General features: G+C 56.0%; 24 protein-coding genes, 3 pseudogenes and 1 other annotated feature. Of the genes and pseudogenes, 8 read left to right on the forward strand and 19 right to left on the reverse strand.

Going from position 1 to position 24,592, the window contains the following annotated elements; genetic code table 11:
• Positions 1 to 344, reverse strand: a pseudogene (locus tag CKK19_RS19745) (hypothetical protein); the annotation flags it as partial.
• Between the two features lie 720 nt (positions 345 to 1,064).
• Here CKK19_RS19745 and tisB point away from each other — a divergent pair.
• The 4 genes and pseudogenes from tisB (at position 1,065) to emrD (ending at position 3,506) form a co-directional block, all read left to right on the forward strand.
• Complete coding sequence (tisB, locus tag CKK19_RS19750; protein WP_022646551.1) at positions 1,065 to 1,154, forward strand: type I toxin-antitoxin system toxin TisB; 90 nt, start codon at positions 1,065 to 1,067, stop codon at positions 1,152 to 1,154.
• A 64-nt stretch (positions 1,155 to 1,218) separates the two neighbouring features.
• A complete protein-coding gene (locus CKK19_RS19755; RefSeq protein ID WP_023298965.1) occupies positions 1,219 to 1,665 on the forward strand; it encodes a GNAT family N-acetyltransferase in 447 nt (148 codons plus the stop codon).
• A gap of 62 nt (positions 1,666 to 1,727) precedes the next feature.
• Positions 1,728 to 2,146: pseudogene (locus tag CKK19_RS19760) on the forward strand (EamA family transporter).
• Positions 2,147 to 2,321: 175 nt separating this feature from the next.
• The gene (emrD, locus tag CKK19_RS19765) at positions 2,322 to 3,506 is read left to right on the forward strand and encodes a multidrug efflux MFS transporter EmrD (protein WP_023298963.1); all 1,185 of its coding nucleotides are present in this window, start codon (positions 2,322 to 2,324) and stop codon (positions 3,504 to 3,506) included.
• On the opposite strand, the pseudogene CKK19_RS19770 reads toward emrD, so the two are convergent.
• A pseudogene (locus CKK19_RS19770) lies at positions 3,412 to 4,497 on the reverse strand (cellulase family glycosylhydrolase); the annotation flags it as partial. The gene emrD and the pseudogene CKK19_RS19770 overlap by 95 nt on opposite strands.
• Before the next feature lie 97 nt (positions 4,498 to 4,594).
• Here CKK19_RS19770 and dsdA point away from each other — a divergent pair.
• The gene (dsdA, locus tag CKK19_RS19775; protein WP_225455208.1) at positions 4,595 to 5,881 is read left to right on the forward strand and encodes a D-serine ammonia-lyase; all 1,287 of its coding nucleotides are present in this window, start codon (positions 4,595 to 4,597) and stop codon (positions 5,879 to 5,881) included.
• Positions 5,882 to 5,913: 32 nt separating this feature from the next.
• On the opposite strand, the gene CKK19_RS19780 is transcribed toward dsdA, so the two are convergent.
• From CKK19_RS19780 to CKK19_RS19795, 4 genes are all read right to left on the reverse strand, one after another.
• Positions 5,914 to 6,261, reverse strand: coding sequence for a DUF202 domain-containing protein (locus CKK19_RS19780; protein ID WP_022646545.1), 348 nt, complete (start codon positions 6,259 to 6,261; stop codon positions 5,914 to 5,916).
• Entirely contained in the window at positions 6,251 to 6,598 is a 348-nt protein-coding gene (locus CKK19_RS19785; RefSeq protein WP_022646544.1) for a YidH family protein, read from the reverse strand. Before CKK19_RS19785 ends, CKK19_RS19780 begins: the two co-directional genes overlap by 11 nt.
• A 92-nt stretch (positions 6,599 to 6,690) precedes the next feature.
• Positions 6,691 to 8,013, reverse strand: coding sequence for a 6-phospho-alpha-glucosidase (locus tag CKK19_RS19790; protein ID WP_023305140.1), 1,323 nt, complete (start codon positions 8,011 to 8,013; stop codon positions 6,691 to 6,693).
• Entirely contained in the window at positions 8,010 to 9,632 is a 1,623-nt protein-coding gene (locus tag CKK19_RS19795; RefSeq protein WP_022646542.1) for an alpha-glucoside-specific PTS transporter subunit IIBC, read from the reverse strand. Before CKK19_RS19795 ends, CKK19_RS19790 begins: the two co-directional genes overlap by 4 nt.
• Before the next feature lie 221 nt (positions 9,633 to 9,853).
• Here CKK19_RS19795 and CKK19_RS19800 point away from each other — a divergent pair, with 221 nt between their 5' ends.
• Positions 9,854 to 10,600 (forward strand): GntR family transcriptional regulator, encoded by a 747-nt coding sequence (locus CKK19_RS19800; protein WP_063148991.1) that lies wholly within the window; start codon positions 9,854 to 9,856, stop codon positions 10,598 to 10,600.
• On the opposite strand, the gene CKK19_RS19805 is transcribed toward CKK19_RS19800, so the two are convergent.
• From CKK19_RS19805 to ibpA, 3 genes are all read right to left on the reverse strand, one after another.
• The gene (locus CKK19_RS19805) at positions 10,568 to 12,229 is read right to left on the reverse strand and encodes a putative transporter (protein ID WP_022646540.1); all 1,662 of its coding nucleotides are present in this window, start codon (positions 12,227 to 12,229) and stop codon (positions 10,568 to 10,570) included. The genes CKK19_RS19800 and CKK19_RS19805 overlap by 33 nt on opposite strands.
• A gap of 172 nt (positions 12,230 to 12,401) precedes the next feature.
• Positions 12,402 to 12,830, reverse strand: a complete 429-nt coding sequence (ibpB, locus tag CKK19_RS19810) for a small heat shock chaperone IbpB (protein WP_022646539.1) — start codon at positions 12,828 to 12,830, stop codon at positions 12,402 to 12,404.
• A 136-nt stretch (positions 12,831 to 12,966) separates the two neighbouring features.
• The gene (gene ibpA, locus CKK19_RS19815; protein WP_003861094.1) at positions 12,967 to 13,377 is read right to left on the reverse strand and encodes a small heat shock chaperone IbpA; all 411 of its coding nucleotides are present in this window, start codon (positions 13,375 to 13,377) and stop codon (positions 12,967 to 12,969) included.
• Positions 13,371 to 13,445: a sequence feature (ROSE (Repression Of Heat Shock gene Expression) occurs in the 5'-region of heat shock genes and acts as an RNA thermometer to modulate expression.), on the reverse strand. (Overlaps the previous gene by 7 nt.)
• A gap of 247 nt (positions 13,446 to 13,692) precedes the next feature.
• Between ibpA and CKK19_RS19820 the strand changes: the two genes are divergently transcribed.
• On the forward strand, positions 13,693 to 14,025 hold the full coding sequence (locus CKK19_RS19820) for a YceK/YidQ family lipoprotein (protein WP_032622035.1): 333 nt from the start codon (positions 13,693 to 13,695) through the stop codon (positions 14,023 to 14,025).
• Here CKK19_RS19820 and CKK19_RS19825 read toward each other — a convergent pair.
• The 8 genes from CKK19_RS19825 to CKK19_RS19860 form a co-directional block, all read right to left on the reverse strand.
• Complete coding sequence (locus tag CKK19_RS19825; RefSeq protein ID WP_074174426.1) at positions 14,022 to 15,251, reverse strand: DUF3748 domain-containing protein; 1,230 nt, start codon at positions 15,249 to 15,251, stop codon at positions 14,022 to 14,024. The two genes, CKK19_RS19820 and CKK19_RS19825, sit on opposite strands and share 4 nt — an antisense overlap.
• Positions 15,252 to 15,302: 51 nt before the next feature.
• On the reverse strand, positions 15,303 to 16,640 hold the full coding sequence (locus tag CKK19_RS19830) for an MFS transporter (RefSeq protein WP_161177384.1): 1,338 nt from the start codon (positions 16,638 to 16,640) through the stop codon (positions 15,303 to 15,305).
• A gap of 117 nt (positions 16,641 to 16,757) precedes the next feature.
• On the reverse strand, positions 16,758 to 17,906 hold the full coding sequence (dgoD, locus tag CKK19_RS19835; protein ID WP_017694024.1) for a galactonate dehydratase: 1,149 nt from the start codon (positions 17,904 to 17,906) through the stop codon (positions 16,758 to 16,760).
• Positions 17,903 to 18,520 carry a 2-dehydro-3-deoxy-6-phosphogalactonate aldolase gene (locus CKK19_RS19840; protein ID WP_022646535.1) on the reverse strand — a complete coding sequence of 206 codons (618 nt, stop codon included), beginning with the start codon at positions 18,518 to 18,520 and terminating at the stop codon, positions 17,903 to 17,905. Before CKK19_RS19840 ends, dgoD begins: the two co-directional genes overlap by 4 nt.
• Positions 18,504 to 19,382, reverse strand: coding sequence for a 2-dehydro-3-deoxygalactonokinase (locus CKK19_RS19845; protein ID WP_063853997.1), 879 nt, complete (start codon positions 19,380 to 19,382; stop codon positions 18,504 to 18,506). Before CKK19_RS19845 ends, CKK19_RS19840 begins: the two co-directional genes overlap by 17 nt.
• Complete coding sequence (dgoR, locus tag CKK19_RS19850) at positions 19,379 to 20,068, reverse strand: D-galactonate utilization transcriptional regulator DgoR (RefSeq protein ID WP_003861109.1); 690 nt, start codon at positions 20,066 to 20,068, stop codon at positions 19,379 to 19,381. Before dgoR ends, CKK19_RS19845 begins: the two co-directional genes overlap by 4 nt.
• A gap of 226 nt (positions 20,069 to 20,294) precedes the next feature.
• On the reverse strand, positions 20,295 to 21,107 hold the full coding sequence (yidA, locus tag CKK19_RS19855; protein WP_023298954.1) for a sugar-phosphatase: 813 nt from the start codon (positions 21,105 to 21,107) through the stop codon (positions 20,295 to 20,297).
• 113 nt (positions 21,108 to 21,220) lie between these two features.
• A complete protein-coding gene (locus CKK19_RS19860) occupies positions 21,221 to 22,246 on the reverse strand; it encodes a zinc-dependent alcohol dehydrogenase family protein (RefSeq protein WP_063853998.1) in 1,026 nt (341 codons plus the stop codon).
• A gap of 110 nt (positions 22,247 to 22,356) precedes the next feature.
• Between CKK19_RS19860 and CKK19_RS19865 the strand changes: the two genes are divergently transcribed.
• Positions 22,357 to 23,295 (forward strand): LysR family transcriptional regulator, encoded by a 939-nt coding sequence (locus tag CKK19_RS19865; RefSeq protein WP_023305132.1) that lies wholly within the window; start codon positions 22,357 to 22,359, stop codon positions 23,293 to 23,295.
• On the opposite strand, the gene CKK19_RS19870 is transcribed toward CKK19_RS19865, so the two are convergent.
• Together CKK19_RS19870 and CKK19_RS19875 are read right to left on the reverse strand one after the other, a co-directional pair.
• The gene (locus tag CKK19_RS19870; protein ID WP_032670893.1) at positions 23,292 to 23,693 is read right to left on the reverse strand and encodes a hypothetical protein; all 402 of its coding nucleotides are present in this window, start codon (positions 23,691 to 23,693) and stop codon (positions 23,292 to 23,294) included. The genes CKK19_RS19865 and CKK19_RS19870 overlap by 4 nt on opposite strands.
• Positions 23,694 to 23,695: 2 nt before the next feature.
• The gene (locus tag CKK19_RS19875; protein WP_022646529.1) at positions 23,696 to 24,400 is read right to left on the reverse strand and encodes a hypothetical protein; all 705 of its coding nucleotides are present in this window, start codon (positions 24,398 to 24,400) and stop codon (positions 23,696 to 23,698) included.
• Positions 24,401 to 24,592 lie beyond the last annotated feature (192 nt).

Here is a 24,592-nt window from a genome sequence, read left to right on the forward strand (position 1 = left end):
TCAACGGGGAGCAGGTCAACGCGATTGTGTTCATTCCCATTTTCTGAATCGGAAATAACACGTTCAAAATAAAGATAGAGCATGTGTGCTATTACATCGCGATAACGGTAAAGCGAGAGAATTGAGAGGTACATTCTCTTTTCTTCTGAGAGAAGCTCGTCACATACATCGTGATAGCTGGGGATTAAGCATGATGAGTACCAACTTACACGCTCAACCCCTGAGTAAATATCAGAGCCGATCCCCTTTAATGCTCTCCATGTTCCTGCAACACCTTGCTGTCCATAAATAGCCAACTGCCTGTCACTCTGGAACTTCATCTTTAAATAATCAGATGCTTGCATAATGTATCCACACAATGATTGCGGCTATAGGAATATACATTGAAAAGTCCAGAAATTCAAACCAGTAAAATTGCTTTACATAAACATTCACATAAATAATAAGTCAGTACGATTTTATTTATTAAGGTTATATACGAAACAACTTAATTACTTGAAGGGCATTAGCGGTTTATATTAGTTCACACACTTTTAGTTTACTCATTGCAAAATGAGTCTAATACCTATTTCTATAAAGAGAGTTGCATAAGCGATGCTATCCCGTTCACAACGAAGCTAAATAGCAGAAACCTCGCTTTTATAGCAGCCTTTTTATGGGCAGACCAGAAAACAAAAAACCCCGCCTAAGCGAGGTTTTTATCAGGGTTTTGCGGTTGGTTGCCGCAGAACACACTGTGTTACGTCAACGCAAAAAGTATACGCGATAGAAGACGAACGCGCAATTCCGGCACGGATTTTGACGTTTTTGAGTATGGATCGCCTTCCAAAATTTGTCCATAAAATACTGTTCATACATACAGTATTTATCTATACTGAGGGTGTTCGCAGTGAGCGAGGGGGCCGCAGTTTACCGGCGCAACGAAGTCCTGGCTGAAACGGGTGGTGCCGTCAGTGCCTTAACCCCTGAAGTGAGCACACTGTGTTACGTCAATCCAGGTGCTGGCCACAGGCGGCGGAAAGGTACGCCAGCATCGTGCTCCTTTTAACCAAAAGGAGACGCGTATGAGCGTCGTGGATATGGTCATACTTGTCCTCAAACTCATTGTTGCTGTATTGCAACTGCTTGATGCTGTCCTGAAATACGTTAAGTGATTCAGGTTCAAGTCGCACCTGAGAGGGGCGGGCAACCGCCCCTCTTTAATAACGAGGGAATGCTATGTCGCGTCTGTTAATTGAGCCTGTTACGCCTGATGAACCGGGCTATATCGCCCTGAAGGCCGAGAGTATCGCGTTAAATTTCAATATGCTGCGCAGGCTGGAAGAGAACTGGCAGCGCGGTGAGAATCGCTTTAACGCGCCGGGTGAAAAGCTGCTGGGGGCGTTTCTTAACGGCAGGCTGGTGGGCGTGTGCGGTCTAAATCGCGATCCATTCAGCCAGCAGCCGCGCGCCGGACGTATTCGTCATCTCTACGTCAGCGAAAAGTGCCGTGGGCTGGGGATTGGAAAACAACTTTTGACCGTGGTGATGGCGGATGCCAGCATCTGGTTTGATTTTCTTAATACCCATGCGCCGGAAACCGCGTACGGATTTTATCATCGGGCGGGCTTCAGGCTGGTGTCAGACGAGCCCCGGGTGACGCACCGCCTTTTTTGCGCAGTGTAAGCGGCTGGCAGCCTCGACGGGGGAATGTTACAGTTGGATGACATTTCACCAACCGATCCGCCATGTCCATCACCGTTTTCTGCATTTTACTGTTCGCCGCACTGCTGCATGCCAGCTGGAACGCCATCGTTAAGGCCGGAACGGATAAGCTCTATTCGGCGATCGGCGTTAGCGGTTCAGCCGCGCTTATTGCGCTGATTTTACTCCCCTTCTCGCCCCAGCCGACTGCCGCATGCTGGCCATATTTGTTCGTCTCCTGTGCGTTACACTGCTCGGCGGCGTCGGGACGATGGGATCTTACGGTCTGGCACTCTGGGCGATGACTCAGGCGCCGCTGGCGGTGGTCGCCGCACTACGTGAAACCTCTATTCTCTTCGGCGCATTCATCGCATTTGTGCTTTTAAAAGAGAAGGTTGTGGACCTGCGCATCGCGGCGGCGCTGGGTATTGCAGCCGGTGCGGTCCTGCTGCGCCTGGCGTAATTCGCTGGCAACATTAGTTGCCGATCTTGTTTACAAATCCTGCCTTCACGCCTTCTGTCATTCATCACAGTAATGCTTAAATTGTCATCTCTCTGTGGTAGATTCCTCGCGCATTTATGGGAATGAGTAGTCACTTATTCTTTATTTATCTCTTTTGGCAAAAGTATTCAGCGACATGAAAAAGCAACGGAACGTGAACTTATTGTTGATGCTGGTGTTACTGGTGGCCGTCGGGCAGATGGCGCAAACCATCTACATTCCGGCGATTGCCGATATGGCAAAAGATCTGAGCGTCCGCGAAGGTGCGGTACAGAGCGTGATGGCAGCCTACCTGCTGACCTATGGCGTTTCACAGCTGGTTTATGGTCCCCTGTCCGATCGCGTCGGGCGTCGTCCGGTCATTCTGGTGGGCATGAGCATTTTCATGGTGGCGACGGTGATTGCCATTACTACGCACAGCCTGACCATCCTGATTGCCGCCAGCGCCCTCCAGGGCGTGGGCACCGGCGTCGGCGGGGTCATGGCGCGTACCCTGCCGCGTGATATGTACCAGGGCACCCAGCTTCGCCACGCCAACAGTCTGTTAAATATGGGCATTCTGGTCAGCCCGCTGCTCGCCCCGCTGATTGGGGGTCTGCTGGACACCGTCTGGTCCTGGCGCGCCTGTTACGCCTTCCTGCTGGTGCTGTGCATTATTGTCACCTTCAGCATGGCGCGCTGGATGCCGGAAACACGTCCGCAGGACGCGCCGCGCACGAAGCTCATCGCCAGCTACAAAACGCTGTTCGGTAATGGGTCGTTTACCTGTTATCTGTTGATGCTAATCGGCGGCCTGGCGGGCATTGCGGTGTTTGAAGCCTGTTCCGGCGTGCTGCTGGGCGCAGGTCTTGGCCTGAGCAGCATGGTGGTGAGCATTTTGTTTATTCTGCCGATCCCGGCGGCGTTCTTCGGCGCATGGTTCGCCGGACGTCCGAACAAACGCTTCTCTACGCTGATGTGGCAGTCAGTGATCAGCTGTCTACTGGCCGGGCTGATGATGTGGATCCCGGGGCTGTTTGACGTGATGTCGGTCTGGACGTTGCTCATCCCGGCGGCGCTGTTCTTCTTCGGCGCGGGCATGCTGTTCCCGCTCGCCACCAGCGGCGCAATGGAGCCGTTCCCGTTCCTCGCGGGCACGGCAGGCGCGCTGGTCGGCGGTTTACAGAATATCGGTTCCGGCGCGCTGGCCTGGCTTTCGGCTATGATGCCGCAGACCGGGCAGGCGAGTTTGGGCCTGCTGATGACCCTGATGGGGCTGCTGATTTTGCTGTGCTGGCTGCCGCTGGCGTCGCGCGTCCCGCATCACGAACAGCCGGTTTAACCGCATGATGGCCCGGCTTCTCGCCGGGCTTTTCACACACGGGCGCAATCATCGCCTGTAATAACGGCTCTGGCGCAGGCCGCCAGGCGCCCTCTTCCCCGTCGTAAAACTGGAAGTCCGCGTTAAGCGCATACGGGATTTTCGCCTTTTGCAGCTCGCAGGACATAAAGTTGGCGAAGGCCATTTGCGAAGCGGTTGGCGTGAGGTGGTTTGACTCCCCCACGCCCCAGCCCCCGACCCAGCTAACGTGCCCGGTTTTTTGCTGCCAGTGCAGCGCGGCATTGATTCGGTTACGGATAGCCGCTTTCTCAGCCGCGGTTCCGGACGTCCACGGGTATTTGCCGTTCGTTTTCAGCGGACCCCAGGGGAAAATATGCCATTCCGCCAGCAGGTAATTCTGGCTGTGTGCGGGCAGCTTCAGGCTGGATAAATCCTCCGGCGCGGCGCGCAGACGAGGGGCGATAAAAATCATGCGGCTGGCATCAATGGCGTGAATGTCTTTGATCGCTTTCTCATACACCCGGTTGAGCGAAGCAACGTTGTGGTTGAGCTTGTCCGCCGGTTCGTAGATCAGGTCAAACCCCAGCAACGGCGAGCGCTGACCAAAATAGTGCGCCACGGCAATCCACCAGTTGATCACCGCTTTTTCGGTATCCGCTTTCGGATCGTTTTTATATTCATCGGCCTGATAGGCGATGATGGGGATGACGCCGTATTGCTCGCAAGCCTCCACCAGCTTACGCAGGTGAATCAGCCGCGCTTCCGTCGGTTCGCCCGCCACCCGAATACGGACATGATGTATGCCTTTCGCCTGGAAATCACGGACCACCAACGGGTCGAATTCGCGTATACCGCGCTCGGTGCGGGCCCAGTCGACATCCATTCCGACGCCCAACATCTGCGCGTAACGGGCAGCCGTCAGGGGTGGCTCAGCGGCACAGGCCCAGCCGGAAGCGAGCGCTAACACGGTGACAATTAACGGCTTTAACACGACGCCCCTTGCAAATAATCAAATGCTTTACTCTGTATTTAGCATGCTTTTTCACAATTGGTGTAGAGTCAAAACGAACTAAATTCTGAGACAGATTATGAAAACGACTGACCTGACCGGCCTCATTGACCGGTTTCCGCTGCTGGCGGATTTGATTGCCCTGAAAGAGATCACCTGGCTTAATCCGAACACCACGACGCTGGCGGAAGGGTTGCCATATGTCGGGCTGACCAAAGCCGACGTGGACGACGCGCATGCACGCCTGAAACGCTTCGCGCCGTATCTGGCGAAAGCCTTCCCGGAAACGGCGGCAACGGGCGGGATTATCGAATCCGAACTGGTCGCGATCCCGGCGATGCAAAAGCGGCTGGAGAAAGAGTCCGGCAAGGCCATTCCAGGCACGCTGCTGCTGAAAAAAGACAGCCATCTGCCGATTTCCGGCTCCATTAAAGCGCGCGGCGGTATCTATGAGGTGCTGGCCCACGCGGAAAAACTGGCGCTGAAAGCCGGGTTGGTGAGCGTTGAAGATGACTACAGCATCCTGCTGGAGCCACGCTTTAAAGCCTTCTTCAGCCAGTACAGCATCGCGGTGGGTTCAACCGGCAACCTGGGGATGTCCATCGGCATTATGAGCGCGCGCATCGGCTTTAAGGTCACGGTGCATATGTCCGCAGACGCCCGCGAGTGGAAGAAAGCCAAACTGCGCAGCCACGGCGCGATCGTCGTGGAATATGAGCAGGATTATGGCGTGGCGGTGGAGCAAGGGCGCAAAGCGGCGGAAAGCGATCCAAACTGTTTCTTTATTGACGATGAGAACTCACGCACGCTGTTCCTGGGCTATGCGGTTGCAGGTGAGCGCCTGAAAGCGCAGTTTGCCGCGCAGGGGCGCGCGGTGGATGCTGAACATCCGTTGAATGTCTATCTGCCGTGCGGCGTCGGCGGCGGCCCCGGCGGCGTGGCGTTTGGCCTGAAGCTGGCCTTTGGCGATAACGTCCACTGTTTCTTCGCCGAGCCCACGCACTCCCCGTGCATGCTGCTGGGCGTTTACACCGGGCTGCACGATGAAATCGCCGTGCAGGATCTGGGTATTGATAACGTGACGGCGGCGGACGGTCTGGCGGTAGGTCGCGCGTCTGGCTTCGTGGGCCGCGCGATGGAGCGTCTGCTTGACGGGTTCTATACCCTCGCCGATCAAAGCATGTACGACCTGCTCGGCTGGCTGGCGCAGGAAGAAGGCATTTGTCTGGAGCCGTCGGCGCTGGCGGGGATGGCCGGGCCGGTACGCATAACGGCGAATGCTAACACTACACACCTGGTCTGGGCGACCGGCGGCGGCATGGTGCCGGAAGACGAGATGGCGAAATATTTAGCGAAAGGGAAGTAAATATGCCGGGTGGCGGCTGCGCCTTACCCGGCCTACAGGTGCAAAATTTGTTGAATGTGGGTGACCGCAAACAGCAGTGACAGCGACAGCACGGCCAGGGCGATAAGGAACTTATCCCGCACCGCCTTCGGCTGTACAAAGTCGCTCTGCGCCACGTCCATCAGGTTACGACTGCGGGTGTAGCGCCATAAAATGATGGCTACCAGCGCCAGCACCACAATGGAGATCCAGAATGGCGCCCCCGTGCGGTGCCAGTTGTGCTTAATGGCAAGCGCGATCAACGCACCATACCCAAGCAGCGTGCGCAGCCAGGCCAGCGAGGTTCGCTCCGGCTGAAGCCCGGGGTCCGCTTCCCGCCGCGCTTTGCGGCTATCCGGCATACAGCACCAGTAACATCACTACGCCCGCAACCATCAGCAAAATCGTACTGATGATGATCAAACCGCGCGTGTAGGGGAGATCCTGCTTCAGACGCATCGCCTTTTCATTTCTCAGCCAGCGCAGATAGCCATAAATCGCCAGCACGCCGGCAATCAGGCACAGCAGCAGGGCCAGCACTTCGCGAATCAACGGAGTGGCAAAATCGGGGGCGAGCTGATCAAGGCCGACGCCTGCGGCCAGAAAGCCCAGGGCGGTGCGGATCCACGCTAAGAACGTGCGTTCGTTAGCCAGTGAGAAGCGGTAGTCCGGCGCTTCACCGAGGCGGGAAATGTTCATGAAGGTTCCTTGTCGTGCAGCATGCAGGCTTCAGCATAGCGTAATTCAGCCAGGACAAGGAGACCGGCATCTGGCGATGCCGGTCAGAAAGATTAGTGCAGCTCTGGCCAGTAATCCTTATTAGCTTCAATCAAATCGTCCAGAATCGCCTTCGCCACCGATGCGCTCGGTACGGTTTTCGACAGGGTAATCGCCTGCCAGAGTTTCTGATACGAGCGCTGCTCCCAGGCGTCCACCACCAGTTTTTCCACCGCCACCTGCTGGCTCATGAGCCCTTTCTGGAAGTGCGGAATATCACCCACGGTCAGCGGCTCCGGTCCGTTGTGGCCGACCAGACACGGAATTTCTACCATCGCGTCGGCGTCAAAATTATGGATAGCCCCATTGTTAGGCACAATCAGCAACATGCGTTCCTGGGTGTTAAAGGCAATCGCGGTCGCCAGATCGACGATGTACGATGCATGTTCGTCGATTTCCAGTTCACCGGCAGAAGAATGACCGGCTTCGATAATCGCCCGGCATGAACTGAATACATGCTTCTCACGGTGATCCATCACTTCATTGGCGCGGGTACGCTCCGGGTTGGAATGGGCGACCACATAGTCCGGGAACAGGTAATACTTCAGGTAGGTGTTCGGCATGGTGTCCGGATCCAGCGCCTGTACGTCTTTGGCCTTGGCGAAGGTATCGTTCCAGCTCGCTTCAGTATGCGCATCTTCCGAAGGTGGAACATAACCGTTTTTCGCCACGTATTCGCGCAGTTTCGGCATCAGATCGTTGCCGTTCAGATCTTCAATCGACGTCCACCAGCCGAAGTGGTTCAGACCGTAGTAGCGCACGCGCATCTCTTTGCGGTCTTTCAGGCCGACGATTTGCGCCATACGGCCTTCAATGCCGATCGGCATGTCGCAGATGTTGAGGATTTTCGCGTTCGGACGCAAGCGGCGCGTGGCTTCCGCGACAATCGCCGCCGGGTTGGAGTAGTTCAGCATCCACGCTTTCGGGGAGTACTGTTCCATATAATCTACCAGCTCAAGCACGCCGCCGATGGAGCGCATGCCGTAGGAAATGCCACCCGGCCCGCACGTTTCCTGGCCCAGCACGCCGTGGCGCAGCGGGATTTTTTCATCTTTTTCACGCATCGGGTATTTGCCCACGCGAATATGCGCCATCACGAAATCCACATCGGTAAAGGCTGCTTTCGGATCGGTGGTGTAACTAAATTCAATCTCAGGCGCCTGCTCCCTGAGGATGATTTTGCACGCCTCGGCGATAACCTCCTGACGTGCTCCGTCATTGTCATAGAACTTCAGCGCACGCAGCGGGAAACGGTCACGGTTGGCTAACAGCATCAGGACGATACCAGGCGTGAATGTACTGCCGCCGCCTGCAATAACAACTGAGAATTTTTTCATGATATAGCCTCTGTCAGAGTGGTTTGTTCGTTTGTTAAAGGGGTTTTCATCAGCGATTCCAGCTGGTCGCGCACCTGAGGAACGTGCAGACCGACAATCACCTGAATGCCGTTGCCGCGCCGCACCACACCGTGTGCGCCCAGGGCTTTGAAGACGTCGTCGCTTTGGGTTTTCGTCATATCCACCAGGGCGATACGCAGGCGGGTGGCGCAGTTATTGATACTTTCGATATTTGCTGCGCCGCCGAGCGCCTGTAAGAACCCAGCGGCCTGTCCGACCTGCTGGCTGGCTGCTGCCGGGGCGGTGGTTTGTCCACGCGCCGCCTTATAGTCGGCCTTGCTGTAGAGCTTGATTTCGCTCTCTTCCCGGCCCGGCGTTTTCAGATTCAGACGTTCGATAAGCGTCCTGAAGACCACGAAATAGAGAGCGGTGAAGCAGAGGCCGATGCCAATCTGGGTGAATACCGTCGAGGCGTGGTTATGGAACATCGGGATCCAGTTTTGCGGCAGGAACTGGTCCAGCAGACCGCCCCCCATGTTCCCCACCACCCCGAAGGTATACATCACCGTCGCCATCGTTGCGGCCAGCACGGCGTGGATGGCAAACAGCAACGGCGAGATAAACAGGAAGGTGAACTCCAGCGGTTCGGTAATACCCACCAGCACGGCGGTAAGCGTGGCCGGAACCAGCAGCCCCGCAACCTTGACGCGGTTCTCCGGCGACGCGGTGTACCAGATCGCCAGCGCAATCCCGACCGAGCCAAACACTTTCGAATTGCCGTGCAGGGCGAAGCCGCCTTCAGGGAACAGTGTTTTCAGCGGCACAGTGCTCTGGCTGAATTCCTGCAGGTGCTGCGCCCAGTAGACCTGAATGCCGCCCTCTACCGCCGCCGGGCCGAAAATAAACGGACCGTAGACGAAGTGGTGCAATCCGGTTGGGATCAGAATGCGTTCCAGGAAGGTATAGACCCATACGCCGAGCGCACCGGCAGAGCGCAGGAACGCCTGCAGGGACTCAATGCCCATCTGCACTTTCGGCCAGCCCAGCAGCGTCAGCCAGGCGCAGGGAATCATCACGAAGAACGCGAGGATAACGACAAACGAGGTGCCCTGGAAAATCCCCAGAAAGACCGGCAACGGCTTGTCGAAAAATCGGTTGTGGATGGCGGTGACGAGCCCGGAAATGATAATCGCCCCGATGATGCTGGTATCAAGCGTTTTGATTCCGGCAATCATCGCCAGCCCGCTGCCAGCAGTGGGTTCAGCAGAGAAGTCGACGCCAAAGAAGTGACCCCAGGTCATCCCCATCGCGTTGATAAAGTAGTTCCAGGTCAGAAAGCTAATCAGCACCGCCAGACAGGCGCGGCCCTGCGCCTGCTTTGCCAGGCCAATCGGTAAGCCGACAGCAAAAATCAGCGGCATATTGCGGAACACCGCCCAGCCGCCCTCTTCGATGATGTGAACAATCTGCGCGAACAGATGATCGGGGGCCGTTAAAGCTTCGCCGACAAACAGCGGGTTGCGAAGCATGATGGCGATCCCGACCACGATCCCGGCAAAGGGAAACAGTAAAACCGGGGTGAACATGGCGCCGCCAAAACGTTGTATTTGACTGAGCATTTTTAAATCCTCATGAAACAACCTGTAGGGGTAGAGGCCTTTATGATTTTTTACTGGCCTGAGGTGAGCATAAGAAGTTACTGATGCGGGAACATGGCGTGCCGCTGCGATTCGTGATCGCATTCATGGTTTTAATTTGACCAATCAGGTCTACTTTTGATAGCAAATATGGACAAGTTAAGACGTAATCCACGCCATAACGGGCGAGCAGAGGTCTACAGGTGATCTACAAATCTATTGCCGACAGATTGCGGCTACGGCTCAATTCGTCGGACTACAACATTGGCAGCCCGTTACCCGGCGAAAAAGCGCTGGCAAAGGAGTTTGGCGTAGCCCGGATGACCATCCGCAAAGCATTGGATCTGCTGGTAAGCTGGGGGCTGGTTGAACGTCGACACGGCAGCGGGACGTTCGTGGCGCGCAAAGACGTTCATCATGAAACGACTAACCTGACCGGGCTGGTAGAGGTACTGCGCCAGCAGGGGAAAGAAGTGCAGAGCAAGGTGTTGCAGTTTGAAGTGATGCCCGCGCCGCCCGCCATCGCCAGCCAGCTGCGGATTCAGGTTGATGAGCGGATCTATTTTTCAAGGCGGGTACGTTACGTGGACGGAAAACCGCTGATGCTGGAGGACAGCTTTATGCCGGTGAAGCTGTTCCGCAATCTTTCCCTGGCGCATCTCGAAGGGTCTAAGTTTGATTACATCGAGAAGGAGTGCGGGATCACCATTAGCGGCAACTACGAGAGCCTGACACCAGTGCTGGCAGATAAACAGCTGGCCGGTTATATGAATCTGCCGGAACAGACGCCGCTGCTGCGCATCACCTCTCTTTCCTACAGCGACAGCGGCGAGTTCCTCAACTATTCCGTGATGTTCCGGAACTCCAGCGATTACCAGGTGGACTACCATCTGCGGCGTATCCACCCGGAAGACTTATTAGCCCATCCCCCAGAACAGCACCGCCAGTAGTTGCGGGGTGATAATGCGCAAAAACATCACCAGCGGATAAACCGTGGCGTAGGACAACGCCGCCGCGCCGCTGGTGGCGTGCAGGTTATTGGCGAACGCCAGCGCGGGCGGATCGGTCATGGAACCGGCCAGCATGCCGCACAGCGTGAGATAATTCATTTTTGCGAACATACGCGCCAGTAATCCGACCGTTATCAGCGGGATGGCGGTAATGAATATGCCGTAGCCTACCCAGCTCATCCCTTCGCCGTTAACCAGGGTATCGACAAAATCGCCGCCGGATTTCAGCCCCACCACCGCCAGAAACAGCACGATGCCCAACTCCCGCAGCGCCAGGTTAGCGCTCGGCGGCATAAACCAGTAGAGCTTACCGATGGAGCCGATACGCCCGAGGATCAGCGCCATAATGAGCGGCCCGCCTGCCAGCCCCAGCTTCAGTGCTACCGGGAAGCCGGGCACGTACAGGGGGATGGAGCCAAGCATGACGCCAAGCCCGACGCCGATAAAGACCGGCAGCATCTGCACCTGCTGGAGTTTTTGCTGGGCGTTGCCCACCATGTTCGCTACGGCATCAATAGATGAAGGACGCCCGACGAGGTTGAGAATATCACCGAATTGCAGGCTGGCATCCTGGCTGGCCACCAGCTCGACACCGGCGCGGTTAAGCCGGGAGATCACCACGTCATAACGCTCTTTAACCTGCAAATCGCGTATTTTCTTGCCCAGGACCTTCTCATTGGTCACTACCACGCGCTCCACGCGCATGTCCGTTCCACGGGTTGAGAGCGAGGTATCCACCTCCTGACCAATCACCAGCCGGGCATTGTTTAAATCCGCCGGTTGCCCTACCAGATGCAGGAGATCGCCGTGCTGAATGAGGGTGTCAGGTGAAGGCACCATCAGCGTGTCGTCACGTTTCAGGCGTGAACAGATAATGGTCGCGCTGTTCAGAATGGGGACATCCTGTATCGCCATATTATTCAGGTTGGGGTTTTCGACGCGAATGTTGATGGTTTTAATAAGCGCATGGCCGTTGGTCAGCGTGCTTTCATGCTCTTTCGCCTCCTGCTCGACGTTAATGCGGAACAGCACGCGCACCAGCCACATGGAGAGCAAAATACCGCAAATGCCAAACGGATAGGCCATGGCGTAGCTCATCCCCATCTGATCGACGACATCAGCAGGGATACCCAGATCGCGCAGAATTTGCTGGCCCGCCCCGAGCGCGGGCGTATTGGTTACGGCGCCGGAGAAGATGCCCAGCACGACGGGCAGCGGAATAGCGAAGAGTTTGTGCAGAATGGCGGTGACCAGCCCACCCATCACGACGATGCCGAAGGCAAAGAGATTAAGGCGTAAACCGGAGACGCGCAGGGAAGCGAAGAAGCCCGGCCCCACCTGAATACCGATGGTATACACAAAGAGGATCAGGCCGAACTCCTGGATGAAATGCAGCATATCGGCGCTGAGCACCCACCCAAGCTGGTCGGCAAAATGGCCGACAAAAATCCCGCCGAAAAGCACCCCGCCAATCCCAAACCCGACGCCGCGGATTTTGATATTCCCCAGCCATAGCCCCACTACCGCGACAAGGGCCAACACGCTGACGGTTAACGCGATATCACTCATGTTCCACATCCTGTGTATAACCTTAGTTATAACAGGGATTCTCTCAGAGCTGGCGGCGGTTGTATGGGCGATGGCGCACAAAAAAGCCCTGCCGGGGCAGGGCCTTGTGCGGTCTGTGAGCGTTGTCGGGTGGCGGCTGCGCCTTACCCGACCTACAGTTTCGGCGGGTTTGTTAACTGTTTAACGCCGGCCTGTCGCTAATGGCGATGCGCTGCGGCGCGATAGCTTCCGGCACGTTACGGGTGAGGTCAATGTTCAGCAGCCCGTTAGTGAACGTCGCGCCAGAAACTTCCATATGGTCTGCCAGGGTAAAGCTCAGGCTAAACGGCTGAGTGACAAGCCCCTGATGCAGCCATTTGGTCTCGGTGTCTGGTTTTTCCGGTGACCCTTTAACGGTCAGGCGCGTACCCTCAAGCTGGATGTCGAGATCTTCCTGACGAAACCCGGCCAGCGCAAGCGTGATGCGGTAGTGGTTATCATCGCTTTTTTCGATGTTGTACGGCGGAAACGTCTGCTGTTCGGTTGCGCTTTGCAGCGCGTTAGCCAGTTTGTCAAAACCGATCCACTGACGCAGCAGGGGGGAAAAATCATAGTTACGCATACTAAATCTCCTTCTGAGAAGCGAGTTCGGCACAGTTTATTTTTGTGCGCAGTTGTACCTGCAAACCCTTGCGGATTCGCATATGCTCCCTTTACGGCAAGCAATTTCAGGTGGGCCGCAGCCGCGACCCGCTTAATTAATTGATTTCGATACGACGCGGTTTTTTCTCTTCCGGAATCACACGTTCCAGTTCGATAAACAACAGGCCGTTCACCAGGTTCGCGCCCTTGACGTGGATGTTCTCAGCCAGCTGGAACTTGCGTTCAAAGTTGCGCTCTGCGATGCCCTGGTAGAGGTAGGTTCGTTCTTTCTGCTCGCCCGCATGGGAGCCTTTCACCACCAGCAGATTGTCCTGCGCGGTGATCTCCAGTTCGCTCTCTGCGAAACCGGCGACAGCAATCGCAATGCGATAGTGGTTTTCGTCAACCAATTCAACGTTGTAAGGAGGATAGCCGTTGCTCTGGCTCTGGTTGTTTTCTAAGTGGTTGAACAGACGATCAAAACCAATGGCAGAACGGTATAGCGGAGAGAGATCGAAATTACGCATAGATAAAAACTCCTGGAATCAGCGAGAAAATGTAGCCTTCCACCATGGACAGGCTTCTGCTTCCCCGAACACCCATCAGGCGTGTCCGTTATCGGGTTACATTCTTAAAATGGGTCTGGATACGGCCTTTTCAAGCCTGTTGATGTGAGATTTTTTTGCACTTTGCTGGTTGTCGCATAGACTCAGGGGCACAGCACAAAGGGTTAAATTGCGATGGCGACCACAGTGCGGGAGTTTTGAGCTATCCATTTTGGACGCGCCTCGCTATAACCCTGAGTTGCAGGTCAATGCCGTGCTACTAATGATGACTGAGTGATGATGAGAAATGTTCTGATTAAGCTGGCGACGTTCAGCGGGGTTGTTTTACTTTGCGGGTGTTCGAGCGTGATGTCGCACACCGGCGGTAAAGAAGGAACATATCCGGGGACGCGCGCCAGTGCCGCCATGATCTCTGATGATGAGACAAACTGGGGTACCAAATCTCTGGCGATTCTTGATATGCCGTTTACGGCGGTTGCCGATACGCTTCTGCTGCCGTGGGATATGTTCCGCACCGACAGCTCAGTGCGTTCGCGCGTTGAGAAAAGCGAGCAGGAGACGCTGGCGACTAACTCCGTCATCCCGCCCGCAGAGATGACCCCGCGCTAATTCTGTGCGGTTTCCGTTAGCCACAGCTGGCGGAAACCGTCCTTCTCTTCCATCCACGCAACAAAACGTCCGTCCGGGGAAAACACCACAGCGTCAGCAGACGGCGGGTTGCCATGATCGGACGTCAAAAACGTCACCTCTCCGGTCTGCGCATCGCAGCAGGCAATGCGGCCTGCAAGCACAAATCCCAGCCCGTTGCCGGAAGGATGCCAGTTAAAGGCCGACTGAATATCACGCTCAGCGTGGGTCAGCTGACGCGGCTCGCCGCCCTCAGGGGAGATAAGCCACAGCTGCACAACGCCGTTATCGTCCCGCATTAAAAACGCAATCTGCGTCCCCTGCGGATTGCTGCGCACCCAGTGGCGCGGCACATTCACCAGCCCCGGATACGCCTTCTGGTGGGTGAAGGTTAAGCGACGTTGCGTTACGCCCGCAGGCGGCGCGGGCATTGTTTCAGGCGTTCCCTGCAACGGCGCATCGCCCGCCCGTTTCCAGCCCTGCTCGTCCTTGGGAAGGTCCACAATAAACAGTTCGGGCACTTTCTCGCCTTTCGCAGACACCGTATCGCCGATAAACGCCAGCCTGTCGTTGTCCACCCAGCCCTCTTCATAGGCGCGGTTGATCTCATCGCTGCCCGGTTGCGGGTTCGGCGTTGTCCGGCTTACCAGCACGCTCCAGAAGGTGCCAGCATATTCCCGCGGATGGTTCCCCTGTGGATTTACCGGACCAAAAGGCGCCGCCACCCCGACGTTACGCAAATCCAGCTGCGGATTGCGCGCGTGCAGTACATGGTCGTTGTAGGTAAAGCTGACGAACTGCCCGTTCGGGCTAAAAACGTGAACGTGGCTGCCGCCACGCAGCGCCCCCGCCGTGTAAGGCGCGGTGATATCCATCGCATCAAGATTGCTCACCTGGCCGTTGTGCGCAATCACTCCCTGACGATGGTGAAAATCATACTGCCAGTCTGCATCCGGTTTTTTCGGGCCGTGGATAAAAACATATTTCTCCCCGGCAGGATGAACGGTCACCACGCCGACATGCGCGCCGTCAGTCGCACGGTAGATCACCTCAACCTCGCCCGTACCGACGTTGACCCGCTCAATGGTTTTACCGGTAAACGACGCGCCGGACGGGCGGACATCATAGACAAGCCACTGGCTGTCTGGCGTCCAGATGTTGATGTTGGTGAGCTGGTGGTTGCGGGAAGCGAAGGTGATTTGTTTCATGAAAATACCCTGATGCGCGGTTATCGCATCAGGGTAAAACATCCGAAGGGATTAGCCTACTCGTTTCACGTCACCTACCAGCAGGATGTAGGAGAGCGCGCCGATCAGCGCCACGGCAGAGATATACACCAGAGCCGGACCAAAGCCGTAGTCCTGCGCCAGGTAACCGATGACCAGCGGCACGGTGATCCCGCCCAGGCCGCCAACGAAGTTGAATACGCCACCAGTCAGGCCAATCAGCCGCATCGGTGCCAGGGACGACACCAGCGACCAGGTGATGGAGGCAAAACCGTTCCCGAAGAACGCTACCGCCATCAGGGTCATGATCCACACTGGATCGTTGGTGTAGTTCGCTCCCATGATGCAGGTAGAGATCAGCAGTCCGCAGATAATCGGCGTTTTACGCGCAACCCCCAGTGAGAAGCCTTTTTTCACCAGCTTATCCGCCAGCCAGCCCGAGAGCAGGACGCCGAAAAACGCCGCAAGGAAGGGTACGGTGGTCATAAAGCCCGCCTTCAGCGCGGTTATCCCTTTTTCCTGGGTCAGATAGTTCGGGAACCAGGTGAGGAAGAACCACAGCGTGGAGGTCACCGCGAACTGGCCCAGATATACGCCCACCAGCTTACGGTGGAAGACCAGCTTCCAGTCCGCTCTGGTCAGCGGCTGGCGCGCCTCTTTTTTCACTGGCGCATCGCCGTCCACCAGACCGCCGCCGTCGCGGATGTAGTCCAGTTCGGCTTTGGTGATGCTTTTGGTCAGACGCGGCGGCTGATAGACCTTAAACCAGATTAACGACCAGATAATGCCGATCCCGCCGGTGACGATGAACACCCAGTGCCAGCTCAGCAGCTCCTGGATCCAGATTAACAGCGGCGTCAGAAACGCCAGACCAACAAACTGCCCGGAGGTGTAAAAACCAACAGCGGAAGCACGTTCGTGTTCAGGGAACCAGCTGGTCACCATGCGGTTGTTGGTCGGGAACGCGGGCGCTTCAAACACCCCGGTGATGGCGCGCAGGCCTATCAGCGACATCAGCCCGGTGGCGAAGCCCTGGAACAGGGTCGCCACGGACCAGCCCAAAATAGCGATAAAGTAGGTCAGACGTGACCCCACGCGGTCAAGGAACCAGCCGCCGGGGATCTGGCAGAGCGTATACAGCCAGGCAAACGCCGAGAAGACGTAACCCATTTCCGCTTTGGTGATGCCAAACTCTTCCTGAATATGGGCCGAGGCCACAGCAAGGTTGGCGCGGTCGACATAGCAAATGACCACGGTAATAAAAATCATAATTAGCGTCAGGTAGCGGCGACGCCCGGTTTTTGTAGCAGTAACTGGAATATCCATCGCAATCTGTCTCCAGATTTTGGGCATAGCGAAGCCGCTCACCATGCCCTGTAATTTACAGAGGGTTATATTTTTTCTATGTACGTTTTTTTTGCCCGGTGGCGCTTCGCTTACCGGGCCTACGAGAGAGTAGGCCGGATAAGCGTAGCGCCATCCGGCGATTTACCACTCGGCTACGGAACCGTCTTCAAGACGCCACAGTGGGTTACGCCAGTCCGGCGCACTTTTACTCAGCTCAATGACTTTGGCTTCGTCGATCTCCACGCCAAGGCCCGGCTTCGTTAACGGTTTAAAGAAACCACCTTCCATGCTGAAGTCTTCTTTGTTTTTCACAAAGTCGAGCAGCTCCGCGCCCTTGTTATAGTGAATGCCCATGCTTTGTTCCTGGAACACTGCATTACGGGAGACGAAGTCCACATGCAGACAGGCTGCCAGCGCAATCGGCCCAAGCGGACAGTGCGGCGCCAGCGCCACATCGTAGGCTTCTGCCATGCCGGCAATTTTGTAGCATTCGGTGATGCCACCCGCGTGGGAGAGGTCCGGTTGCAGGATCGCAATGCCGCCCGCTTCCAGCACGCGCTTAAACTCGAAGCGCGAGAACATACGCTCCCCCGCCGCGATGGGAATGTGCGTCTGTTCAGCCAGTTTTGGATAGTATTCCGCCTGCTCGGCCAGAACAGGCTCTTCAATAAACAGCGGGCGATACGGCTCCAGCTCTTTAATCAGCACTTTGGCCATTGGCGCGCTGACGCGGCCGTGGAAATCCAGGCCAAACTCAATCTCGTTGCCGAAAGCCTCGCGGATTTGCGCCACGGTGTTCACCGCCCGGTCTACCGCGCGCGAGTTGTCGATAACGCCCATCTCTTCGCAGCCGTTGAGTTTGAAGGTGTCAAAACCGATGTTGCGCAGCTGCCGGATACCGTCGATCACTTCCGCAGGGCGGTCACCGCCCACCCAGCTGTAGGCTTTGATTTTGTCTCGCACCAGGCCGCCCATTAATTGCCAGACCGGGGCATTCAGCACTTTGCCTTTGATATCCCACAGCGCCTGATCGATACCGGCGATGGCGCTCATCAGGATCGGACCGCCACGGTAAAATCCCGCCCGGTACATGACCTGCCACAGGTCGTTGATGCGCGCCGGATCCTGGCCAATCAGGTATTCACCCAGCTCGTGAACCGCGGCTTCAACGGTGCGCGCACGGCCTTCAATCACCGGCTCGCCCCAGCCAACCACGCCTTCGTCGGTTTCGATTTTCAGGAACATCCAACGCGGGGGTAAACGGTACGTGGTAAGTTTGGTTATTTTCATTGCACTGCCTCTCGATACGCTTTCACAAATGCTGCCGCCTGATGTGCGGTACGCTCAACGGGCTGTCCGGCACGATAGAGATCGCTGCCCAGCCCCGCGCCTGCACAACCCGCTTTTATCCACTGCACCAGGTTTTCCGGCGTGACGCCGCCCACGGCAAAGACCGGCACGCTGGCGGGTAAGACCGCTTTCAGCGCTTTGATGTAATCCGGACCAAAGGCCGACGACGGGAAAATTTTGAGAGACTGTGCGCCCGCATCGAGGGCGGCAAAGGCTTCTGTGGCCGTGGCGCAACCCGGGCATACGGTCATGCCGTAATCCACCGCCCGGCGGATCACCTCGGGGTTGATATTCGGTGTGACGATAAGCTTGCAGCCCATCTTCGCCAGTTCATCCACCTGCTCCGGCTGTAATACGGTACCAGCACCAATCAGCGCTTTATCACCGAACGCCTTCACAATTGCCGGAATGCTTTTTTCCCATTCCGGGGAGTTGAGCGGGATTTCCACCGCGTCGAACCCGGCGTCGATCACCGCGCCAACGTGCGCTAAGGCCTCACCGGGCGTGATACCGCGCAAAATCGCGATCAAGGGAAGTTCAGTTTGCCACTGCATGAGCAATGCTCCTTATACCTGCCTGAAATGCCGTGTCGCCTTCCACCGCAGCAACATCCCGTCCGATAGCGTGGAACGCCTGGCGGTAACGAGACGTCAGCGATGAACCCGCGACGAGCGTGATGGCCTGCTGCCCGGCGAACCCGTCGCTCAGGGCGGCGACTTCTGCGCCAATCAGCAGGCCGGACAGAAATTCGCTGACCTGCTCGCGCGGAAGGTTTCCCAGCACGTGCGAGGCGCGAACCTCAAAAAGTTGCGGCAAAACGGCAGGGGATGCGATCCCGCGCTCAAGCCCGGCGGCAAACGCTTCCCGCGAAGGGGTTTGCTCCGGCAAACCGGCCCCCATCAGCGAATGCTTAAGCAGCAAGTGGTGCAGTTCGCCGGTCATCACCGTGCGGAAATCATGAATTTGCTCAGCATCCGCCTGGACCCATTTGCAGTGCGTCCCGGGCATGACGTAGACAGAAGAAGGAGAAAGGGTGCGCGCCCCGAGCAGCTGCGTCTCTTCGCCGCGCATCACGTTATGGTTATCGTCGCGAGAGACGCATAAACCGGGAATAATCCAGACATTGTCGCCAACAGACGTTAACTGATCGCCAACGGCGGTGAAATGCACCGGAACCGACAGGTAAGGCGCAACCTTCCAGCCCACGTTACTGCCGACCATTCCGGCCATCACCACTGGCGTAGTACCGTCGCGCCAGTTTTGTGTCACCTCTGCTAACACCGCTTCGGGGGATTTACCGTTCAGGCGCGTCACACCTGCTTCTGATTGCCTGCTTTCCAGACACTGCTCCCCCTGGTAGAGCCAGGCGCGCAGATTGGTCGATCCCCAGTCAATTGCGATGTAGCGTGATGTCATGTGATTTCCTTCAACCTTCGTGTCGAGCTGGCGATCATGGTCAGCGCCGCCTGCTCTGCCGCATCGCCGTCCTGATGCCGTATCGCATCGAACAGCGCTTTATGTTCCTGAAGCGTTTTCGGCATGTTGGCCTCATCGCCCATCCAGGTACGTTCAAAAACTGCTCGCTGTAGCGAGCTGATCGCCACGCTAAGCTGCTGTAACACCGGGTTATGCACCGACTGCAGTACCGCCTCGTGGTAGCGAATGTCCGCCTCGTTGAACGCCTCCCGATTCTGGTTATTGGCGATCATGTCGTTTAACGCCGACTCAATCTGTGCCAGGTCACCTGACGTTGCGCGCTCTGCCGCCCAGCGGGCGATGGCCGGTTCCACCAGATTTCGGACTTCGCTCATCGCGCCGATAAGCCGTGGGTCGTAGTCGTTTTCCAGTACCCATTGCAGAACATCGGTATCGAGGTAGTTCCACTGGTTACGCGGCGCAACAAACGCGCCGCGATAGCGCTTCATTTCAATCAGCCGCTTCGCCATCAGCGAGCGGAACACTTCCCGGATGATATTGCGCGAGGTTTCAAACTCCTCGCACAGTTCCGCCTCTGCTGGCAGCGGCGAACCGGGAACGTATTTGCCACCCACAATCTGAGTGCCCAGCGTGATGACAATGCGATCGGTTTTATTGAGTGTCATGGAGAGTCCTTGTGCTCTGTAAGTCCATCACTACTTTACCGCGACCGCTGAATTTCGCCTCACTTTTGCAGTACAAACGTGAGTCCTTTCGCCATTGCCGTGGTGACAATGTAGTACAATCAGTTAATGTTGTACTACAATCCAGATCACAAAAAGAACAATTCGATAAATTCAGCGCTAAAAAAAGCCCCGGTTGATAACCGAGGCTGATGATTACAGACAGCTGTTAGGACAGGACAAATTTCTCAATCGCATAAGCCACGCCGTCTTCCAGGTTAGATTTGGTGACGAAGTTCGCCACTTCTTTCACCGACGGGATGGCGTTATCCATCGCCACGCCCATGCCTGCATATTCGATCATCGCAATATCGTTTTCCTGGTCGCCCAGCGCCATAATCTCCTCAGGCTTGATGCCCAGCGCATCGGCAAGCGATTTGACACCCGTGCCTTTATTGACGCGTTTATCGAGGATTTCGAGGAAGTACGGCGCACTTTTCAGCACGGTGTATTTCTCTTTTACCTCAGCCGGAATGCGTGAGATGGCTTTGTCGAGAACCGCAGGTTCATCAATCATCATCACTTTCAGGAACTGGGTTGCCGGGTCCATGTTTTCCGCTTCGCAGAACACCAGTGGAATGGTTGCAACGTAGGACTCGTGCACCGTGTAGTAGCTGATATCGCGGTTGGCGGTGTAAAGCGTATTGCGATCGAGCGCGTGGAAGTGAGAGCCCACTTCGCGGGAGAGTTTTTCAAGGAACAGGTAGTCATCATAGCTCAGTGCAGTTTGCGCCACCGTGCTGCCATCTGCTGCCTTTTGCACCAGTGCGCCGTTATAGGTGATGCAGTAATCGCCAGGCTGGTTCATGTGCAGCTCTTTCAGGTAGCTGTGCACCCCGGCATACGGGCGTCCGGTGGTGAGCACCACGTTCACGCCTTTTTCGCGTGCGGCGGCGATCGCATTTTTAACGGCAGGAGAGATAGTGTGGTCTGGCAGCAGCAGCGTGCCGTCCATATCGATTGCAATGAGTTTGATAGCCATGAGGTCCCCGGGATAAATGAGTGCTATCTCATGCTAACGCGATTAAGCACACAAAAATAGAGCTACCTTGCGTAACAAAAAGCCCCTTTTATATTTATCCCGGGAACAAGAACTCACTCGCGGGTGAGAACGATTTTGCCAAACGCACCGCGATCCAGATGCTCAAGCGCCTGTTCCAGTTCGTCAAAACGATAGCGATGTTCAATCACCGGTTTTAACTCCGTGACATCAACAGCACGGACGAAATCTTCCAGCGCCCGGCGGTGTCCAACCCCAATCCCCTGAATGACGGGGGATTTCAGCAGCAGCTCGCCAGCAGGCAGGGAAATGTCCGTTCCGGCCAGCACGCCAATAACGGAGATACGCCCGTGAACGGCTACCGCGCGAAGGGAATGTCTCAGGTTCTCCCCACCCACGGTTTCGATAATGTGGTCGATGCCGCGATCCTGCGTCAGTGCCAGCGTATTTTCAGCCCAGTCGCCTTTCAGTCGGTTGATGCCCTGGCTGGCTCCCAGCTTTTTGGCTAGTGCCAGTTTTTCATCACTCCCCGACGTAACAATAACTTCTGCGCCGTGCGCTTTTGCTATCTGCAAAGCGAATAGCGCCACACCGCCCGTGCCTTGTACCAGCACCGATTGCCCGGCGCGTAAATGACCGCGCTCCACCAGCGCGAACCATGCGGTAAGCCCCGCGCAAGGAAGCGTGCTGGCCTCAGCGTCATCCAGGCTTTCCGGGGACGCCACCAGCGCGTTTTCACTCACAATCACATATTCGGCCAGCATGCCCTGGAAGTATCCACCGGACGTTTTATAGGGCAAATCGCGCGCGTCTGCCTGCGGCTTGCCGTCGATCCATTCCGGGAAGAAGGTTGAGATGACGCGTGCGCCGGGTTTGAAACGCGTAACGCCTTCACCAATGCTGTCCACCACGCCCGCCATGTCAGACGCCGGGGTAAACGGGAAGGAAAGCGGGATCGGCATTGTGCCTTCAACAACCATTTTATCCCGGTAGTTGAGCGCAACGGCATTAACCCTTACGCGAACCTCCCCCGGGCCTGGCTGTGACACAGGCACCTGAACAAGCTGAAGGCTCTCGCGCCCAAGGGCGTTCATTGACCAGCGCTGCATTGTTTCTGTCATTTTTTCTCTCCTGCCATCAAATAAGCTTTAGGACTGACAGTCTACCGTTGACGTTTGGTCGCCAGTGGCGATAAGTTTTCCCATAATTGATGACGCAGTGGATACAATTCATGACCGATACGCTGAAGGATATACCTGTATTTGTGGCCGCCGTTGAGGCGGGAAGTTTTGCGCAGGCCGCCGTCCGTCTGCATTTGTCGCGCTCGGCGGTAGGAAAAAGCATTGCTCGTCTTGAAGAGCGGCTGGGCGTACGTCTTTTCCAGCGTACCACCCGCAGCCAGAGGCTGACCGACAACGGCGCTCTGTTTTATGAACGCTGCCTTCGCGCGCTGGAGGAGATTCGGGGCGCGGAGTCGCTGCTTGAAACAGGGAAGCAGCAGGTCAGCGGCCGCCTGCGCGTCGCCATGCCGGTTCTGTTTGGTCGCCAGTGCGTCGCGCCACTGCTGATAGAACTGACGCAGGAACACCCCGGGCTTGAGCTTGAAATGTCATTCAGCGACCGCGTGGTGGATCTGGTAGAGGAAGGCTTTGATATGGCGGTACGTAACGGCACGCTGCAGGACAGCAGCCTGCTGGTCGCCAGAAGGCTGGGCGAGCATCGCATGGTGCTGTGTGCCGCCCCGGATTACCTGATGAAGAACGGCCAGCCAGAAAACGTTGCTGATTTACCCCACCACACTGCCATTAACTATCTGCGATCAGGCAGAGTGCTGCCCTGGCAGCTAATGGATAGCGAAGGGAGATCGCACACCTTTACTCCCCGCTCATCGCTCAATATGGATGATTTACAGGCAATCTGCGACGCTGCGCTGGCCGGACACGGCCTTGCGTGGTTGCCCTGCTGGATGGCCCGCAGAGAAATACATCAGGGAAAACTCATCCCGCTTTTAAAGCAGGCACCGGACGTGCGCTTCGACGTTCATGCAGTCTGGCAGCAGACGCCGCATCTGCCGCTGAGGGTTAGAATTGCTGTCGATACGCTTGCCAGCCGTTTACCGTCAGTGCTGTCGCTGGACTTTCCTGCAAGCCGCGTCGAAGGTGCAAGTTAACGTTCTGATTCAAAAAGGCAAACTTGCCTGCCAGGCGAAACCCTGCTGATAACAGTGAAGTACACATCCCGATGACGTTCTGACGTCCATAGCTCCCCGACGGGGGCCTTTCTGGCAAAGGCGTAGCCACGCGAAACAAGATATTGTTTAAGTACAGCGGCATCAGATACCCCGCTAAAGCACACGCCAGCGGTCTCTGGCTGTCCATTTGCAGCAGAGTGGCTGAAGGTATAATCCGGTGACAGGCGTGGTGCCTGCTTAATCGATTCTGGGGTGTAAAGATGATAGCGAACCTTATCTGATTCACGATATGTCATCTCAGGCTCATATGCCAAAAAGAGGTATGCTAACGTGACAATCCCGATGGCCAACCCTGAAAATATGGCTAACTTTTTCATGCTCAACGTCGTCCTGAGTGGGTAAAGAAGGAATGATATGTGCCGTTATCGTTAAGAATACGAACAATGTCTGAGCTGAAGTTATCAAACGGCGTTACCCACCTCATAAAGCGGGGAAGCGGGCCTTTATAGGGTTCATGCCGGATATTAAGGTCATCAGGGTCGGGAAAAATCAATGGAAGAAAACCCCGGTTCTTGAAATTACCGATCGGTCCGTAATGATCCCAGCGGCGTAGTGCGCTTTCACGACTGACAGGCCGCAACTGAGCCCGGTAATCCGAAGGAATCAGCGCCCTGTAAAAACCGAGCAGATCCGACACCAGGTCTTCTCCGCTGAACCCGCTATCGGTGTACCAACTGAAAAAAGCGCGGGACTGGTAATTTTCAAAATTTCTCGCGGTATCCATCATCATAGCCAGGGCAATGCTGTTAATTTCTGACATCGAGCGCCCACGTTTTATTTCCCAGCGAACAAACTTACCCGTTCCGGCCAGTCCTTTCCCGATATTCATTCTCTGATTGTATGCAATCGTGTAATAAGGTCTGCCACTGGCTTCGCCGCTGCTGAAATCAGCCAGAAGCAGGGAAATATCTTCGCCCCTGGCATGCCCCAGGTCGATCCAACCGAGGACCTCACTGTAGACGAGGCCGCTGCGGGTCGTTACCTGCCATTCATCGGCCCCGATAATATCGCTCCTGCTGCTCATACGGTTTATTCCTTTTTCCGTACCGATTTCAACTTTAACAGACCACCATACTCTTTATCGGGGTATATACTCCTGGGCGAGGATCACATCAATGAGATCGACTTCGTTTTATTGATATTCAAATATAAGTAAAAAAAAGAGAGTGACATGATGTCACTCTCTTTTTTGTTATTAGCCGACTGCATTCTTTAT

This window comes from Enterobacter sp. CCUG 70166, assembly GCF_020224095.1.
GTDB classification, from domain to species: Bacteria; Pseudomonadota; Gammaproteobacteria; order Enterobacterales; family Enterobacteriaceae; genus Enterobacter; species Enterobacter intestinihominis.